The organism is Roseobacter sp. SK209-2-6, from assembly GCF_000169455.1.
Classification (GTDB): Bacteria; Pseudomonadota; Alphaproteobacteria; order Rhodobacterales; family Rhodobacteraceae; genus Pseudophaeobacter.
Genome location: NZ_AAYC01000002.1, coordinates 197,316 through 214,487, shown reverse-complemented (window position 1 = coordinate 214,487; position 17,172 = coordinate 197,316). Strand labels below are relative to the sequence as shown.

The 17,172-nt window shown below is 56.6% G+C and carries 15 protein-coding genes; 6 read left to right on the top strand and 9 right to left on the bottom strand.

The window, feature by feature from the left end; all coding sequences use genetic code 11:
- Positions 1 to 79: 79 nt before the first annotated feature.
- On the bottom strand, positions 80 to 1,531 hold the full coding sequence (locus RSK20926_RS04165; RefSeq protein WP_008204620.1) for a TrkH family potassium uptake protein: 1,452 nt from the start codon (positions 1,529 to 1,531) through the stop codon (positions 80 to 82).
- 80 nt (positions 1,532 to 1,611) lie between these two features.
- Positions 1,612 to 2,988 carry a Trk system potassium transporter TrkA gene (gene trkA, locus RSK20926_RS04160; protein WP_008204618.1) on the bottom strand — a complete coding sequence of 459 codons (1,377 nt, stop codon included), beginning with the start codon at positions 2,986 to 2,988 and terminating at the stop codon, positions 1,612 to 1,614.
- A 102-nt stretch (positions 2,989 to 3,090) separates the two neighbouring features.
- Here trkA and RSK20926_RS04155 point away from each other — a divergent pair, with 102 nt between their 5' ends.
- Complete coding sequence (locus tag RSK20926_RS04155; protein ID WP_008204617.1) at positions 3,091 to 3,567, top strand: hypothetical protein; 477 nt, start codon at positions 3,091 to 3,093, stop codon at positions 3,565 to 3,567.
- A gap of 205 nt (positions 3,568 to 3,772) precedes the next feature.
- Here RSK20926_RS04155 and ntrX read toward each other — a convergent pair whose 3' ends face one another.
- From ntrX to dusB, 5 genes are all read right to left on the bottom strand, one after another.
- Positions 3,773 to 5,182, bottom strand: a complete 1,410-nt coding sequence (gene ntrX, locus RSK20926_RS04150; protein WP_008204614.1) for a nitrogen assimilation response regulator NtrX — start codon at positions 5,180 to 5,182, stop codon at positions 3,773 to 3,775.
- Entirely contained in the window at positions 5,179 to 7,461 is a 2,283-nt protein-coding gene (locus RSK20926_RS04145; RefSeq protein ID WP_037253720.1) for a sensor histidine kinase NtrY-like, read from the bottom strand. The genes ntrX and RSK20926_RS04145 overlap by 4 nt, the downstream gene beginning before the upstream one ends.
- 98 nt (positions 7,462 to 7,559) lie before the next feature.
- The gene (locus tag RSK20926_RS04140) at positions 7,560 to 8,927 is read right to left on the bottom strand and encodes a response regulator (RefSeq protein WP_008204610.1); all 1,368 of its coding nucleotides are present in this window, start codon (positions 8,925 to 8,927) and stop codon (positions 7,560 to 7,562) included.
- A gap of 3 nt (positions 8,928 to 8,930) precedes the next feature.
- Positions 8,931 to 10,004, bottom strand: a complete 1,074-nt coding sequence (locus RSK20926_RS04135) for a two-component system sensor histidine kinase NtrB (protein ID WP_008204609.1) — start codon at positions 10,002 to 10,004, stop codon at positions 8,931 to 8,933.
- Positions 9,991 to 10,986, bottom strand: a complete 996-nt coding sequence (gene dusB, locus RSK20926_RS04130) for a tRNA dihydrouridine synthase DusB (protein ID WP_050773035.1) — start codon at positions 10,984 to 10,986, stop codon at positions 9,991 to 9,993. The genes RSK20926_RS04135 and dusB overlap by 14 nt, the downstream gene beginning before the upstream one ends.
- A gap of 181 nt (positions 10,987 to 11,167) precedes the next feature.
- Between dusB and RSK20926_RS04125 the strand changes: the two genes are divergently transcribed.
- The 4 genes from RSK20926_RS04125 (at position 11,168) to RSK20926_RS04110 (ending at position 14,629) form a co-directional block, all read left to right on the top strand.
- A complete protein-coding gene (locus RSK20926_RS04125) occupies positions 11,168 to 12,310 on the top strand; it encodes a bifunctional 2-C-methyl-D-erythritol 4-phosphate cytidylyltransferase/2-C-methyl-D-erythritol 2,4-cyclodiphosphate synthase (RefSeq protein WP_008204606.1) in 1,143 nt (380 codons plus the stop codon).
- Positions 12,307 to 12,804, top strand: a complete 498-nt coding sequence (locus RSK20926_RS04120; RefSeq protein WP_008204604.1) for a phosphatidylglycerophosphatase A family protein — start codon at positions 12,307 to 12,309, stop codon at positions 12,802 to 12,804. The genes RSK20926_RS04125 and RSK20926_RS04120 overlap by 4 nt, the downstream gene beginning before the upstream one ends.
- Positions 12,801 to 13,307 carry a CinA family protein gene (locus RSK20926_RS04115; protein ID WP_008204603.1) on the top strand — a complete coding sequence of 169 codons (507 nt, stop codon included), beginning with the start codon at positions 12,801 to 12,803 and terminating at the stop codon, positions 13,305 to 13,307. The genes RSK20926_RS04120 and RSK20926_RS04115 overlap by 4 nt, the downstream gene beginning before the upstream one ends.
- Before the next feature lie 140 nt (positions 13,308 to 13,447).
- Positions 13,448 to 14,629, top strand: a complete 1,182-nt coding sequence (locus tag RSK20926_RS04110; RefSeq protein ID WP_008204602.1) for an ammonium transporter — start codon at positions 13,448 to 13,450, stop codon at positions 14,627 to 14,629.
- A gap of 134 nt (positions 14,630 to 14,763) precedes the next feature.
- Here the strand turns inward: RSK20926_RS04110 and RSK20926_RS04105 are convergent, their stop codons facing one another.
- Positions 14,764 to 16,068 (bottom strand): MmgE/PrpD family protein, encoded by a 1,305-nt coding sequence (locus tag RSK20926_RS04105; RefSeq protein WP_008204600.1) that lies wholly within the window; start codon positions 16,066 to 16,068, stop codon positions 14,764 to 14,766.
- Positions 16,069 to 16,095: 27 nt separating this feature from the next.
- Positions 16,096 to 16,542 carry a type II toxin-antitoxin system RatA family toxin gene (locus RSK20926_RS04100; protein ID WP_037253719.1) on the bottom strand — a complete coding sequence of 149 codons (447 nt, stop codon included), beginning with the start codon at positions 16,540 to 16,542 and terminating at the stop codon, positions 16,096 to 16,098.
- A 75-nt stretch (positions 16,543 to 16,617) separates the two neighbouring features.
- On the opposite strand from RSK20926_RS04100, the gene hpt reads away from it, so the two are divergent.
- Positions 16,618 to 17,163, top strand: a complete 546-nt coding sequence (gene hpt, locus RSK20926_RS04095; RefSeq protein ID WP_008204597.1) for a hypoxanthine phosphoribosyltransferase — start codon at positions 16,618 to 16,620, stop codon at positions 17,161 to 17,163.
- Positions 17,164 to 17,172 lie beyond the last annotated feature (9 nt).

The following is a 17,172-nucleotide window of genomic DNA, read 5'->3' as shown; positions in this document are numbered from 1 at the left end:
AGCGCTAATTATGTAGGGTTATCATCGCGACCACCAGCCGTAAATCACCCCCCTGTCGGATCACGTTAATGGTATTCCACTAGCTACGCCAGAGATTTGGTGACAAAAGCGCGATGATGGCAAGCGTTTCCAATCTGCCCAGGACCATAGCCAGGCAAAGGATCATTTTTGCCACGGGCGCCAAAGCCCCCAGATCAACCGCGGAATTTCCTGCAATCTCGGTCAAGGGCCCTGTTGTCGAAAGGCTTGCAATGGCAAGGATAAGGGACTGTTCGAAACTACTGCCAACCGCCGCAAGCGCGATGCTGATCAGGGCAAGCGACAGGGCAAAGAGCATGAAGAAGATCCAGGCCACAAAGGCTCCGTTCTTTTGCAGTCGTTTGTTTCCCGCACCTGCGCCACTTACGGATGAGGGATGGATCAAACGCTCCATATCGCGCAACCCATTAAGGTAGAGCGCATAGACCCGCAGCAGTTTGACCCCGCCGGCGGTTGTAGCCACTCCGCCACCTATAACCGCAAGCCCCAATAGGATCATTCCAGGGGTCTGCAGGCCAGACCAGGCCTGGGTAGCTTCCCATTGGGCGCTTTCGAACCCAGTGGTTGAGAGGAAAGACATCACGGTGAAAAGCGCGCCCCAATAGGATCTGAGCGCTTGCCAGATGTCATCACTGGCATCCACCTCCAGGGCTGCCAGCCAATGGCGCACAAACAACAAGGCCGGAACCCCAAAGAGAATCAAAAGACCGATCCGAAACTCTGGATCCTTGTCCAAACGGCCACTTCCAGTGGTTATGGTATCATTCGAGAACGTCAGGCGAGATAGGGCAAAAAACATAAAGAGAAAGAGGATCATCTCTCCGGCGATGCCGCTGTTTGAGTTCTCCAACCCGCCGATGGCCGAAATGCCAGAGGTCGACATGACCGACATCGCATGGCTCATCGCGGCCAGCGATGTCTCTCCGGTCATCAAAAGAAGAGCCCAGAGCATCATTGTCAGCCCAGCATAGACCGGGGTCAGTGTTTTGGAGACAATGATCAACCTTGCCTTCGGGTCGACTTCGGTCAGATGTATTGGAGTCTCACCGCGGCCCGGCTCTCCGCGTGCGGTAATTTCAAACCCACCCAGAGAAAGGGGGGCAAGAACTGCGGAGGCTGAAATCCACATCAGCAGCCCGCCGAGCCAAGCCACCATAGCGCGCCAAAGATGCAAACCGGCTGGCAACCTGTCCGGATCAGGATAGATGTCCGCCCCGGTCGTGGTGATGGAGCTTACCATATCGAAATAGGCATTTATGAACCGCGTATTCCCCAATGCATCAAAGACAGGCAAAGCCAGAAACAGAGGCAGAACCGTGAAGGCTGCAAGAAGAGAAAGCAATTGCCCTGGCATGCTGTAGCGCGGCACGCGGTTCCCTAAAGACAAACCCGTCAACGCCACGAGGAACAGGCCGATCACACCGGAATAAAAAAAGCTACGGGAGGTCGCATGGTCATCCAGGATCAAGGCCTGCAATGCCGGCACCCACATTGCCAGAGAGGCAATGCCCAAGAGCAGCAAAAACAGAGGCAGCCGTAACAGGCCACGCGCCTGTCTTACTCTCTTGGCCACTAGAAGTAGTCGATGGAGACCTGCATCAAGCGCTCCACCTCCGGCACATCATCCGCCATCGCAAAGAGCGCAATGACGTCCCCTTCCTCAATCCGCAAACCACCAGAGGGGCGCAGGACCTCCGCCCCCTTGCGCACCGCGCCAACCAAAACGCCTTCGGGAAAATCGATGTCACGAATGGCCTGACCCGCCATGGGAGAGGTTCCCAGCACCTCGGCCTCGATCACCTCGGCCTCGGCATCTCCGATCGAATAAACCTGACGCACACGCCCATAGCGAATGTGGCGCAGGATCGAACTGACCGTTGTGGCGCGCGGGTTGATGAAGGCATCAATGCCCAGGTGTGACAGCAATGGCAACAATGTCGGATCGTTGATCAGCGCAATCGCAAAGGGGCACCCTTCGGCTTTGGCGCGCACCGCTGCCAGCATATTGGTTTTGTCGTCATCCGTGACCGCAAGCATGGCATCCGCGCGGTCGATCCCGGCTTCGATCATCAGCGAGCGATCCAGCCCATCCCCATTCAAGACAATGGTACGTTCCAGCGTTTCCGCAGCCTGCTCAGCAGATTTTCTATTGCGCTCAATCATCTTGGATCGGATGCGCGCCGCACTCCCTTCCAGGGCCTTTGCCACCTCCAGGCCAACATTGCCGCCGCCGACAATGACCACTCTATCCTGGCGTTTTTCAACTTTACCGAAGACTTCGATCGTTCTTCTCACATCCTCTGCATGGGAAAAGACATAGCAGCTATCCCCGACAAACAGCTGATCTCCCGGTTCTGGCGCAAAGAGTGTTCCTTCTCGCCGCACCCCAACAACGATCGCGCGCAGGGTAGAGAAGAGATCCGTCAACTGCCGCAGAGGCGTGTTGACCACTGGACAATCCTCATCAATCTGGATTCCCAGAAGTTGCGCCTGCCCCTCCATGAAGATTTCGGTATCAAAAGCAGCCGGTGCCGAAAGCCGCTGCATCGCGGCCGCGGCTACTTCCCGCTCAGGACTGATGACCACGTCAATGGGCAGGTGATCGCGGCGATAGAGATCGGTGTAAATCGCATCCAGATAGCTACGCGACCGCAATCGGGCGATCTTGCGCTGGATGGAAAAGACCGAATGCGCCACCTGGCAGGTCACCATATTGACCTCATCCGAGTGGGTGGCGGCAATGATCATATCGGCGTCTCGCGCCCCTGCCCGATCCAGTACATCCGGATAAGAGGCAAAGCCCGCAATGCCTTGAACATCCAGCGTATCCGTCGCCCGACGCACAAGTTCTGCGTTGTTGTCGACGACCGTAACATCGTTGTGTTCACCGGACAGATGGCGGGCGATTTGCCAGCCAACCTGGCCCGCGCCGCAGATGATTACTTTCATGCCTCGATCCTTTGGGCGCCTTTCTGCTCATTTTGAATGACAGAAGCCGTGAACAGGGTCAATTCAATTGTATCAGTAAGAGAATAAAGGCAGAATTTCTACATGAGCATTCTGCGTACCCGAATTCTGGTTTTTCTTTTGCCGCTCATGCTTGCGGCCTGTGGTCCACTGAACGTCTATTTTCGGGATGGGGTCAGTCAGGCACGCTTGGACCGGGATCTTCTGGCATGCGAGGTCAAGGCGCTGAAAGAAGCGCCGGTCGCCGCAGAGATCCGCCACCGCCCACCGGTCTTCTACCCCGGCAGGCGGGTTTGCAATTCCGAAGGGCATTGTTGGACGACGCCGGGCCACTGGGTGGATGGCGGGAGTTATACAGTCGATGTAAATAGAGCCCTACGCGGACGGATTGAGCAATCTTGCATGGCACAGAAAGGCTACCAACAGCTGGCTCTACCGCGTTGTACGAACACGCTAAACCTGCCGCCGCAGCCCCTTGCCCAAACACCACTCAGACTTGATGGCAACAGTTGCGCGATTCAGCGAAAGAATGGAACAGTCCAAATTGTGACCTACCAATAAGGGCGCAAGACAAATGGGAAGCGCCTGCTAGCGCTCACTGCTTTTCAGCTTAGTGTCGCTTTGCAGCCTGTTGGATTTCTTGCATCCGCGCGCAGGGCTGTTTCACCAGGGTGTTTCAACAGGGGCTGACGCCAGACAGATGCGGCTTTTTCAATCCCCCAGGCAGGCGGGGCGCTCTGGTTAACAGAGCTTTCCCGCCCAGCTCTCAAGCCATATCTTCTTCTTTCTCAACATGGGCCACCCGTGCACCGGTCTTGTTTGAAGTAACAACACCAAGGGACTTCAGCTTACGGTGCAGCGCGGATCGCTCCATGCCGACAAAAGATGCCGTCCGGCTGATATTACCCCCAAACCGGTTGATCTGTGTCAGCAGATACTCCCGCTCAAAAGCTTCACGGGCTTCGCGCAGAGGCAAGGTCGCAAGCGCTCCAGAGAGAACCACGCGCCCCTGCTCTTCGACCTTTTCTTCTTCGCGCGGCAGATCCTTGGCCTCAATTGGTCCGGTTCCATCGCCCAGGATCAGAACCCGTTCGACTAGGTTTTTAAGCTGTCGGACATTGCCCGGCCAGGTCATGGTCTGCATCAAGGCCACGGCCTCTTCGCTGATCTCGCGGATCGGCAAGCCCTGAGTTTCATTGAACTGCGAAATAAAGAAATTCGCCAGTTCAGGAATATCCTCTCTGCGATCCGCCAGGGACGGAACCACAATCGGAACGACATTCAGGCGATGATAGAGTTCCTGTCGAAAGTTCTCAGCGGCGATCTCCGCTTCCAGATCTTTGCTGGTGGAGGAGACGACGCGCAGATCGACGCGCACCTTGTCATTCCCACCAACCCGTTGAAACTGCTGGTCAACCAATACGCGCAGGATCTTGGATTGCGTGCCGAGGGGCATGTCGGCCACCTCATCAAAGAAGACGATCCCGCCATGGGCCTGCTCCAACAGGCCGGGCTCGACCCCGCGTTCTGCTGTTTCACGGCCAAATAGCACCTCTTCCATCCGGTCCGGTTCGACACCAGCACAGCTTACTGTCACAAAGGGGGCCGCAGCGCGATTTGAATTGCTGTGGATATATCGAGCGGCAATCTCCTTACCGCTGCCAGCTGGTCCGCTGAGCATTACACGGCCATTGGACTTGGTGACTTTATCGAGCTGTCCTACCAGCCCCCTGAAGGCCGCAGAAACGCCGATCATATCCGAGCTGCCGGCCTCTTTGCGCCGCAGATCCGTGTTCTCACGCCGCAGTCGAGAGGTCTCCATGGCGCGGCGGATCACGACCATCAGCTGATCAATGTTAAAGGGCTTTTCGATGAAATCATATGCACCCTGCTTGATCGCAGCCACGGCAATTTCGATGTTACCGTGTCCGGAAATGATAACCACCGGCACCTCAGGGTTATCACGCTTAACGGTCTTAAGAATGTCGATCCCGTCCATTTGGCTGTCTTTCAGCCAGATATCCAGAATAAGCAGGGCCGGTGGTTCCTGGTTCAGCTGCGCCATACACTCTTCTGAGTTTCCAGCCTTACGCGTGGCATAGCCTTCGTCCTCCAGAATATCCGAAATCAATTCGCGGATATCACGCTCATCATCAACAATCAGAATATCACTCATGTCAGACCTGCTTTCACCGTATTCTTGTTCGCTTGCAAAGCCCGGGCAGCGGCGGGCAAGCGTATAACTGCCATGGCACCAAAATGCTGGTGCCCTTCAAAAACTGGCGCATCCTCTAGGCTGAGGGTGCCGCCATGTTCTTCAATGATCTTCTTCACAATCGGAAGGCCAAGACCTGTTCCTTCATTCCTTGTCGTCACATAGGGTTCGAACAGGCGCGATCGATCCTCGGGGAGGCCGATGCCATTGTCCGCGATTGTGATCCTGTAGCCACCGGTAATATCCTCAGCTGCGGAAACGCGGATTTCCGGAGCCAGAGGGCCGTCATGGCCTTTCGTCTTCAGGCTTTCGATTGCCTCTCCGGCGTTCTTGATCAGATTGGTCAGCGCCTGTCCGATCATGGTCGCATCCAGATCCGCCCAAAGCGGCTGCTGCGGCAAATCGGATGAGAGTTTGACATCTGGCTGGCCGGTCGCCTGCAGCATCACAGCATCCTGGATCAGCTTTACCAGATCCTCTTCACGCGTTTCCGGCTCTGGCATACGGGCGAATTTGGAAAATTCATCAACAATGCGCCGCAAATCGTTGGTTTGACGTACAATAACGTCTGTCATCGCCTGAAGTTGATCACTGTTTTCCTCTCCCAGTTTGGGGGCAAATTTCCGCTTGATCCGCTCCGCACTCAGTTGAATTGGGGTAAGCGGGTTCTTGATCTCATGTGCAATACGTCGCGCGACATCCCCCCAGGCGGCCATACGCTGGGCGCTTACCAGATCCGTCACATCATCAAATGCCACCACATAGCCTTCGAGTTTCCCATCACCGGAACGGCGCTGGGACATCCGAACCAACAGGTGTTCCAATTGCCCCTGTCGGGTCACCTTGATTTCGCCCTGCTCCGCCTCAGCACCGCTTTCGGCAAGCGTTTCGAATAGAGGGCCGAATTCAGGTACAGCAACGGCCAAAGCAACCGTCTGATGGGTGCCCTGCCAGTCCAGCAGACGCTCCGCAGACCGGTTTACAAAGGTGATACGCCCCTGATCATCCAGGCCGACCACACCAGAGGTAACCGAAGACAAAACAGAGTCGAACAATCTGCGCCGACGTTCGATTTGGTTGGTATTCTCCAATAACCGGGAGCGCTGCGCCCGCAGCTCCCGTGTCATCTGGTTAAAATAATGGCCAAGCTGGGCGATCTCATCGCCGCCTTCCTCTTCAGGCACCTGTACATCCAGATTACCAGCTCCAACACGTTGCGCCGCTACGGTGAGCCGCCCAACAGGGCGTGACAATCGTTCCGCAAACCACATGCCAAGCCACATTGAGGCCAGAACAAGTATGAGCGCAAATCCGATGTAAAGCAGCCCTACCTGAAACAACACGCGCCCGCGTTCGCTCTCCAACTGCTGGTAGAGCAAAGCCGTTTCTTGCGTTTCATCCAAAAGGTTCAGCAGCTTGCCATCAACGGAGCGGCTGACATAAAGATAGCGATCCACAAAGGCATTGAGGCGGACGAGAGCGCGAAACTCATTGTTGTCCCAATCCTGCAGAATCACCATCCCATCATTTGCAGCCCGCGCCAGATCTTTGGCGTTGGGGCGCTCAAAATCGAACTCATAAGAGCGTTCGCCCCTTGCTCTGATCCGCCCCGTGCCATCGATGAGATAGGCCTCTTTCAGGCCGCGCTGGATCTGCAATTGCCCCTGCGAGAGCACCTGACGTAGAGCAGCATCATTCATGAAGAACGCACGATTGCGGCTTTGATCCAAAAACCGTGCAAGCGCAGTCGCATCTGCCTTTAGATCTGTGCGCTGCTCATCCTGATAGGCTTCGGCTGCAGAGAGTGAGCTGCCAATCACCTGGCGCACGCGCTCAGAGAACCAGCCTTCGAGGCCTATATTCACCGTCAAAACCGCAAAGACCGCGACAATGATGGCCGGGACCAGAGCCAGAAAACCGAAAGCGCCAATGAGCCGCAAATGCAAGCGGGATCCCGCCGATTTGGACCGTCTCGCAGCAAACAGCCGAAAGATCTGGGTCAGCACGAGTGCCGCAATCGCCAGAATATAGACCATATCCGCAAGGAGAATCAGACGCAGCGCGCTGGAGGTTCCGCCTTGATCCAGTGGACCGATAACCAGAAAGGTCGCAAGCGCGAGTATCGGGCCTAAAAGCACCAACCCCAGCGTGCCAGCATTGCGGGCATTACGTGTTTTTCGCCAACGGACAAAGGCCAAAAACGGCCCATATCTCGCCCGAAAATGTGACTTAAACGCCACGGACCACCCTCACCTCTTGTATGACCCTACTGGGTCTCCCGCCATATCTCGTGGTCATCACAGGTAAATCACCTGTCTGCCACAGTTCTGTGGCGATATTACATCAGTTTGCGGCGGCGTGTCACCTCAATATCAAGGTCAGTGATTTTCTTTCGTAGCGTATTTCGGTTGATCCCCAGCAAATCGGCACATTTTGCCTGATTTCCACTGGTTGCAGAGAGCGCAATTTCGATCAGCGGTGCCTCAACCTCGCGCAGAATCCGCGCATAGAGGCCGGGTGGCGGCAGAATATCGCCATGCAGATCAAAGTAGCGCTGCAGATGACGGCCTACCGCCTCTGACAGTCGTTCATTCACGGGACCACCTGCGATAGGGCCTGCCTCTGTTGTTGGGCCAAGACCGGCCTCAACTTCTGCCTTGCTGATCTCTTCGCTTTGCGCTGTCAGCGCCAGACGGCGCATCAGGTTTTCCAGCTGCCTGACATTCCCCGGCCAGGCCGCCTGGCGCATGAGATCCCGTGCAGCACCACTCAGCACCCGATGAGCCGCCCCCTCATTCTCCGCTTTGATCAGGAAGTGCTCTGCCAGGAGGGCAATGTCCTCAACTCGCTCGCGCAGGCTTGGCACCCGGAGCTCGGTGCCGGAGAGTCGGTAATAGAGATCTTGCCGCAGCTCACCCTGCTCCATCGCCTGCATCGGGTTGCTTTGACTGGTCGCCATAAAGCGCGGGTTGTGCTCACCGGGCGCATCAATCATGCGGACCAATCGCGCCTGCGCCTCATCCGGCAGGTCGCAGACCTCCTCGATCAGCAGGGTGCCCCCCTTCACCTCAGCCAAGAGACGTGCGGGCCCTTCAAGCCCCAGGAGATCAGCCTCTGTCGCAATCACACATGGCAGGGTTCTCCGATCAGAGAAATCATGAACCGACCGGGCAATCAGGGATTTTCCGGTTCCGCTTTCACCGGTGATCAGGAGCGGGATATCAGTGTTCATCACCCGCGCCACCAGACGGTAGAGCGCCTGCATCGCTTCACTGCGGCCAACCAATGGCAAATCCTCTGGCTGATCTACCTCTGATGTGGGCGCTTGCAACTGCGGCATCCGTTTTTCAGAAAGCGCTTTCGCGGTACGCTTCATCAGCTCCGGCAGGTCAAAGGGCTTGGGCAGATAGTCATAGGCCTCTGCCTCGGCGGCTTTGATCGCAGTCATGATCGTGTTCTGCGCCGAGATAACGATTACCGGCAAACCCGGTCGGTCCTGCGCGATTTTAGGAAGCATTTCCAGACCGTTACCATCCGGCATGACCACATCGGAGATCACCACATCGCCTTTGCCTTCGGCAACCCAGCGCATCAGGGTTGTTAGCGAGGAAGTCGCATGGACACGGCACCCGGCCCGGGTCAACGCCTGGGTCAATACGGTGCGGATCGTGCGGTCATCATCCGCGACAAGTACGGTGCCATCCATCTATCAAACCTCCATTACTTCCTTAGGGACCCGCGACAAAGACAGGCGGAAAACGGTCTTTCCCGGTTCCGAGGTCACCGAAACCCAGCCGTTATGGTCAGCGATGATCTTGCTAACCAAGGCAAGGCCAAGACCGGTTCCGTTTTCCCGCCCCGACACAAAGGGGTCAAAGACTTCATCCCGGATTTTTTCTGGCAGCCCCGGACCATCATCAACGATCTCAATCTGCAGCGGCAGCAGCTTGCCAGTTCCGTCACTACGACGCAGGCGGAACGAATGTTCATAGAAACTGCGAATTCGGATCGTACCACCGCCCGGACCAGCTGCTTCTGATGCGTTCTTTAGCAGGTTCAGAACAACTTGCAGCAGTTGATCCGCATCCCCCCAAGCGGCAGGCAAAGAGGGATCGTAATCTTCGGTGATCTGCATATGTGACCCAAATCCCAAAAGCGCAGAGCGCCTCGCACGGTCCAGCACATCATGCAGATTGACTGGTTTGAACTGGGGTTCACTCAGATTTCCGAATTGCTCGACCTGATCCAAGAGCTTAACGATCCGCCGGCTCTCACTGACGATCAGATCGGTCAGCTCCAGGTCTTCACGCTTGAGACCCATACTCAGCAGTTGGGCCGCACCGGTGATCCCAGCCAGGGGGTTCTTGATCTCATGCGCCAGCATCTCGGCCATGCCAATCGCGGATTGGGCAGCCGATTTTGACGAATGGTTCTGTGTCATGCGGGCAGAAAGCTCCCGTGGCGACAGAAGAAGCACCATTTGCCCGGGCCGCCCCTGCAAAGGCGCCACCTGCATGCTGCATTGGGTCGCGGGCCGGTTACGTCCGCCGACGTCAATGTCGTTCACAAACAAGGGCGTGCCTTGGCTCCGTGCCTTTTCAAAGGAGTGCTCTACGCCACTGTCCACGGCGATCTGTTCCCAGACTGCGCGACCGATCAAAGAGCGCTGCGACGTGTTCAGGAATCCTTCCGCTGCTGGATTAGCATCCAGGATCAAATCGTCGGGCGACACCAGAAAAACCGGAACCGGGAGAGAGGCCCAAAGCGCGCTATCGGTAATCATTCGTGCCCCCGTCCCCAGTCTGGCCCAGGGCCTCTGGCAGCATGGCGTGAACCTTTTTGGGGTCTTTCTCAGTCAAAATCTGACGACGCAGGGCCGAAGGGGTTCCCGCTTCATCCATGTACCAGCCCAGGTGCTTTCGCGCGACGCGCAGGCCCAGATCCTGGCCATAAAACTCAAGCATTGCCTCATAATGCTCTGAAACCATTCGGATAAGGTCATTTCCCCGAGGAATTTCAGGCTTTGTAGCTCCCCAGAGGTCATGGGAAATCTGCGCCAGAAGCCAGGGCTTTCCCTGAGTGCCGCGCCCGACCATGACCCCGTCAGCCCCCGACTGCTCCAGGGCGCGTTTTGCCGTTTCAGTACTGGTGATGTCCCCATTGGCCAAAAGCGGGACCGTGATGGCTTCCTTTGTTTGGCGAATTGCGGACCAATCCGCCTGCCCTTTGTAGAACTGACAGCGGGTGCGCCCATGAATAGTGACCATCTGAACACCGGCATCCTCTGCCCGCGCTGCAACACTTGCGGCGTTGAGGCACTTGTCATCCCAACCAAGACGCGTCTTGAGCGTCACAGGAATATCAACCGCTTCCACCACCGCTTCTATCAAGCGAAGCGCATGATCGGGTGTCTTCAACAGCGCAGAGCCAGAATAGCCGTTGGTCACCTTCTTGGCGGGGCAACCCATATTGATATCGATGATCCTTGCGCCACGATCGGCAACCTGACGTGCGGCCTCAGCCATCCATTCGGCCTCTCGACCAGCCAATTGTACGGCAGTGTTTTCCACATCCGCACTCAGCTCCGCGCGCTCTCTCACTCCCGGTTTGGCCTGAACCATCTCTTGGCTCGCAACCATTTCGCTCACCATCAGGCCGGCTCCAAAGCTACGAACCAGGTCCCGAAAGGGCCTGTCGGTGATTCCAGCCATGGGCGCCAAGGCAATGGGCGGGTCCAAAGTTGTGGTTCCGAGGGTAAAGGACAACTGCTTAATCCTTGTGCATGTGTTAGTTTTCTAACCGAAGCCCTTGCTATTGGACAATGAACAGGCGCTCTACAACCCTATCCCAGGCTTCAGTTGCCTAAAATTTAGGCATGTTGACGCAGGTGATTGCTACTGCATGCAGCAGAAATTAAACAGATCGGCAAGAACTTGGAGCCTTGTTATGACCACAGCTGCCCTTATCGTCGCTGCAGGCCGCGGCACCCGCGCGGGTGGCGGATTGCCAAAACAATGGCGCCCCCTCAAGGGTAAGCGCGTCATAGATTGGACATTGAAGGCCTTTGAACGCGCCGGCATTGAGAAAATCCTGCTGGTCCTATCACCAGATGACCAGGAGGCCTGGCAGCGATATGAGAATGACCCACGCGTTGCACTGGCAAAAGGCGGCGCGGAACGTGCAGCTTCGGTTCTGAATGGCCTAAGGGCGCTGGAAGGGCAAAACATCGAGAAAGTCCTGATCCATGATGCAGCCCGCCCCTGCACCGCAACTGCCCTTATCAAAAGAATCTGCGAGGCATTGGATGAACACCCCGCCGCAGCGCCAGCACAGGAGGTGACTGATGCGCTTTGGACCGGGCGCGATAGCATCGTGACCGGAACACAGGATAGAACCGGTCTTTTTGCTGCACAAACCCCGCAGGGGTTTCACTTCGATGCGATCCTGGCCAGCCATCTCGCCCATCCCGGTGGTGCCGCGGATGATGTAGAGGTCGCGCGCGCTGCCGGGTTGCCAGTTGCCATCGTCGCCGGGGACCCGGATAACATCAAGATCACCAGACCCGAGGATTTTGCCCGGGCAGAACGTATATTAGGAACACAAGAGAAAATGGATATCAGACTGGGCAATGGCTATGACGTACATCGTTTTGGCCCTGGAGACAGCGTGATCCTTTGTGGTGTGGAAATCCCCCATGAACGCGGCCTGCAGGGGCATTCCGATGCCGATGTCGGTATGCATGCTGTCACCGATGCGATCTATGGCGCTCTGGCGCAGGGAGATATCGGTCGCCACTTTCCCCCGTCCGATCCCCAATGGAAAGGCGCGGCTAGCGAGATTTTCCTGAAACACGCCGCCGAGCTTGCCGCCGAGATGGGCTATCAGATCTCCAACATCGATTGCACCTTGGTATGTGAATATCCCAAAGTAGGACCGCACGCGGAAAAGATGCGTCAGACCATGGCCGCGATTGTCGGCATTGATGCTGAACGCGTTTCCATCAAGGCCACAACTTCGGAGAGGTTGGGGTTCACCGGACGCAGTGAAGGCATTGCCTCTCTCGCCACTGCGGCGCTGATAAAGCCATGAGTATCGCATCGCTGATAGGGACCTTCTTTGGCACTGGCCATTTGCGCCCTGCCCCTGGCACCTGGGGATCCTTGGCAGCTTTGCCCGCTGCCTACCTGTTGCATCAGCTTGGCGGTTTCCCTCTGCTGGCTCTGGCGACCCTCGTGGTCAGTGCCCTGGGCTACTGGGCCACTGCAGAGATGACCCGCGGCAAGGACAACCACGACCCATCGGAAATCGTCATAGATGAGGTCGCGGGCCAATGGTTGGCGATCTGGGCCATCTCCTATCCTGCCTGGTCGCATGACATCAGCATTACCGCGCTCTGGCCCGGCTGGGTCACGGCCTTTGTCCTGTTTCGCCTCTTTGATATCTGGAAACCCGGCCCGGTGGGCTGGGCTGACCGCAAGCACGGCCCCATGGGGGTGATGCTGGATGATATTATTGCCGGCATTATGGCAGCTATCGGTGTTGCAGCACTCGCAGGGTTTAGCCACGGAGTTCTGGGCCTATGACATCAAAGACCCCCGACATACCTAACCTGCTGCACAAGGCGCAAAGCCTAGGGGTCACTATTGCGACTGCGGAAAGCTGCACCGGTGGCATGATTGCAGCCGCCTTGACCGATGTACCTGGCTCCTCTGCTGTTCTGGACCGGGGCTTTGTGACCTATTCCAATGCCGCCAAAATGCAGATGCTGGGCGTGCAAAGCAGCACCCTGGACGAAACCGGCGCAGTCAGTGAGGAAACCGCAGGCGAAATGGCCGAAGGCGCGCGCCGGGCGGCCGGGGTCACGCTTGCCGTCTCTGTCACTGGAATTGCCGGCCCCGGAGGATCGGAGTTCAAGCCCGAAGGGCGGGTCTGTTTTGGCCTGTCTCGCACGGGCGTGGAAACCCTCACCCAAACAATAGAATTTGGCGCGCTTGGCCGTGAACAAGTACGGCAGAGCAGTTGCGATCATGCGCTCTCGCTCCTCTGGCATGCGCTTTTGCAAATGGAGCGCGAAACAGGCAGCTGAGCCCTCTGCCTGCCTATTTTTTCACCAGTTGCGCAAAAGCCCATGTTTTTGGCGCTTTTGCACCTCTTGACGCTTTTTTCTACATCTCACATCGGCTTTTTCATCCTCCAACCACTCAAACCGGACGGAAGGATGAGGAAATGAATGGGGCTGATACAGCTTGGATCATCGTGGCAACGGCACTTGTGCTGTTCATGACACTGCCGGGGCTTGCCCTGTTTTATGGCGGTCTGGTGCGCGCACGAAACGTACTCAGCGTTTTCATGCATTGCTATGCCATTGCCTGCCTGATGAGCGTCCTCTGGCTGGCCTTTGGCTATTCCATTGCCTTTGGCGGCGGTGAGAGCGGCTATTGGGGCGGTTTGGACAAGCTGTTTCTGAACGGTGTGACTGCGGACAGCCTTTCTGGCACTCTGCCAGAGGTACTGTTCTTTGCCTTTCAGATGACTTTTGCGATCATCACCCCCGCGCTGATCGTCGGCGCCTATGTGGAGCGCGTGGGTTTCGCCTTTGTACTCACATTCTCGGGCCTCTGGATGCTCTTGTGTTATGCTCCGGTGGTGCATTGGATCTGGGGCGGCGGTATGATGGCCGATGGCGGGATTTTTGGTGAGGTTGGCGTCAAGGACTTTGCTGGCGGTATCGTGGTACATGAAACAGCAGGTCTAGCCGCACTGATCATCGCGGTCTTCCTGGGACCACGTAAGAACCGCACAACCCCTCCGCATAACCCTGGCTATGTGGTCATTGGCGCAGCTATGCTCTGGGTGGGCTGGTTTGGTTTCAACGGTGGCTCCCAGCTGGCAGCGGATGGCGGCGCCGCTATGGCCCTCACCGTCACCCATATCTCTGCTGCAACCGCATCGCTGACCTGGGCACTCTGGGAGAAGATCAAATACGGCAAGGCCTCCGTTGTTGGCCTGGTTACCGGCACCATCGCTGGGTTGGCATCGATCACACCGGCGTCAGGCTTTGTCGGTCCAGTCGAAGCCCTGGCCATTGGCGCAATCGCGGGCATCCTGTGCCAAGAAGCAGTGAACCTGGTGCGCAATAAATTGAAGATCGACGACACCTTGGATGTCTTTGCAGTTCATGGAGTTGGCGGCATCTTTGGAACCGTGATGATCGCAGCCTTTGGCCACGGAAGCTGGGTGGCTCAGCTCGGCGCACTCGCAATCGTCGGCATCTTTACCACCGTGGTCACAATTGTTCTGGTTAAGCTGGTTGCCGCTTTCACATCTCTGCGAGTCGACCTTGAAACAGAGACCAATGGCCTCGATCTATCAGTCCATGGCGAGCGCGCTTATGACATGACCAGCTGAGTTTTTCTGGCAGATCCGGGTCAAGCACAGACTGGACCTTTCAGCGCGCTGAAAATGCCACCACTCACAGGCCTGCAAAACAGGCAGGAATGGGCTCTTCTTAGGAAGGGCCCATTTTCCATCTCCCCTCCGGCTCAACCGCCCATCAGGCGCCCGACCATCCCTTTTAGCTCTTGATCGTGTTTCAGGAAAAGCCAGGTCTCTTCCGCCCGGCGCGCGCCGAGCAGCGCCCTTGCCTTTTGCAAAACCCGCTCTTCGCGCTGGGAGTATTCCTGTTCCTGGTTCAGATCATGCCGGGCCTCAAATCGCTGCCCATCCCGACGCAGTACGCTCACCCTTGCTTCGGTTTCTGCCAGAGCGTCATCCGCCGTGACATGTATCCGATCCCGGAGAGAGGTCAGCTTGGGAGCGCTGAACAGTGCGTCATCGCCATAACTCTCCAGCCGTGCCGTATCATGGCCTAGGATCTGCATGGCAAGGACCACGCGATAGGAGAATTTCGCGCCCAGACCCGTTGTTGGCTCTTGCTGGTTACAAACCGTCATCCAGCGCGGATGAGTGGCGACATCAATCCTGGCTATTTCAGGCTCTGCCATCTCAAGGCTGCGCATCGCCTCCAGCGCCGCATGTAGACCGTGGCAACAGGCATGAAACTTATGGCTGACCTGCTCAACATGCCAATGGCGCCCGAGGTCAGCGAGAGCTCCCTCTTGGTTCCCTTCCCCATCATGTGTCGCGCCAAATCCCAAAGGACCCTCTAGGGCGTGTTCTGCCGCATCAAAGCCCAGGGCAACCAGCTCTGCCACCTCAACACCGGTCGCAGCGGCCAGACCCGCATTATAGGGCTTGCCCATGGTTCCGAACTGCGCCTTCAGCCCTGCGGCCCTGGTGGCAGCCAGTCCCAATCCAGTTTCATATTGGGTCGCGTCAAACTTCAGCAACCTCCCAGCGGCGATCAGCGCACCAAAGGCACCTGCGGTGGCGGTCTGATGGAACCCCGCCTGGTAATGGCTGCGTCCCAACCAGAGCCCCACTCGGATAGAGGCCTCCATCCCGATCAAACCAGCTGATAGAACATCCGGCAGGCTGCATTTATTCTTTTCACCAATCGCAAATGCCGCTGGAAAGATCGCGACAGAAGGGTGACCGATATGGGCAAAATGCGTGTCATCATAGTCGAGCGCATGAGAGACCGTCCCATTGACCAATGCGGCAGCGCGTGCCGGCACCAGCCCGCCGCAAAAGAGGCAAGAATGCTCATGTCCACCATCGGCGAGGGCCTGACGACGAATGATATGCGCGACGGGTTCATTACGGCCGGCGAATCCACAGGCAAGCCAGTCCAATGCTGACAAGCAGGCAATCTTTGACGCCAACTCGGTTGGCTTTATTTCTGCTGCTGCAAAGGCAGCGAGGGTCTTGGTAAAGCTCTCGCTCATATTTCGGGCTACCCGCGAGAGGGCAGCCTAACCATAAAGCTCAGCCGCCCGGTCTTCAAAAGCCTTTACGATGCGCTGCATGGCCTCGTTAAAGACAATGCCAATAATGCCCTGCAAAACGGCATTTTTGAACTCAAAATCAACATAAAAACTAACGTCGCATGAACCATCTTCCCGTGGGGTAAAAACCCAATGGGACTTCATGTAGCGGAAAGGCCCGTCCAGATACTCCGTTTCGATCTTTTTCTCACTCGAATGCAGCGTGACACGGCTGCCAAAGCGCTCTCTGAACACTTTGAAAGAGATCACCAGATCCGCCTCCATCACCTCAGCATCACCGATCGATTTGCGACTGCGGATCCTTGCCGCAGCACACCAGGGCAGAAATTTGGGATAGGCCGCGACATCCGCAACCAGCCCATACATCTGATCTGCGCTATAGGGCATCTGACGTGTTTCGGAATGAGTTGGCATGGCGGCGTCATTTTTCTTGCTTTGATCGTGCCGTGTCATGTCCTATGAACGCGCGGGAATTACAAGAGGTCAGCCATGCCACAGCGTCCATATGTCATCGATGTGATGATTTCAGCCAAGGCCATCGCCGCACGTATCGAAGAGCTTTGTGACGAAATCACCCAAGAGTTCGGCGATACCAACAAGCTGGTCGTTGTAGGCCTTTTGCGTGGCAGCTTTGTCTTTATTGCCGATCTCGTGCGCGAACTGGACCTGCCCATCGAAGTGGATTTCCTGGAGGCCTCCTCTTATGGGGATGGCATGGAAAGTAGCAGAGAAGTACGCATTCTCAAAGATTTACGCGGCGCAATTGAAGGGCGTGACGTGCTTGTTGTCGAAGATATTGTCGACACCGGTCACACGCTGAAACATGTGACCAGCCTGCTTGCCAGCCGCAAACCCGCCCGTCTGAAATCGATCGCCCTGCTGGATAAACCATCGCGGCGAGAGGTGGATTTCCGCTCTGATTGGATTGGTTTCGAAATTCCGGATGAATTTGTGGTTGGCTATGGAATCGACTATGCCCAACGCAATCGCAACCTGCCCCATATCGGCAAAGTCCGCTTTACCGACGAGGACTGAGTTTTCCAG